Origin of the sequence: Faecalibacterium sp. DFI.5.82 (genome assembly GCF_029076575.1) — a bacterium.
GTDB lineage: Bacteria > Bacillota > Clostridia > Oscillospirales > Ruminococcaceae > Faecalibacterium > Faecalibacterium duncaniae.
This window is the reverse complement of the sequence record NZ_JARFIS010000688.1, coordinates 1-303: the sequence shown is the minus strand read 5'-3', so window position 1 is coordinate 303 and position 303 is coordinate 1. Positions and strand designations below refer to the sequence as shown.

Genomic DNA, 303 nt, shown 5'->3' with positions numbered 1-303 from the left:
ATTAGAGTGCGATAACGGATATAGGTTGACTCTTTAAAGCTTGTTGAAAAGGTATCAAGCCACTCTATAGAGAAGAACTCAAAGACTGAACCTTTACTCATCTCTTTAGAATTAGGGGCGTTGCCTGGAAGTCGAATCACATCCTGCAAACGGTTACGTGCTTCGTGATACGATGATGCAGACAAATAGCCATATACAGGTTTACCTTGTGCGGTTCGCGACTTTATGTAGCGTGCTTCCCACCGGCCATCCTTTCTTTTGTAGATGTTCAATCCTTTCCTTGACATCGAAATCTTCCTTTCT

Annotated in this window: 1 pseudogene; it reads right to left on the bottom strand. The window is 42.6% G+C overall.

The features are described from left to right. Positions 1–287: pseudogene (locus P0G09_RS18460) on the bottom strand (site-specific integrase); the annotation flags it as partial. Positions 288–303 lie beyond the last annotated feature (16 nt).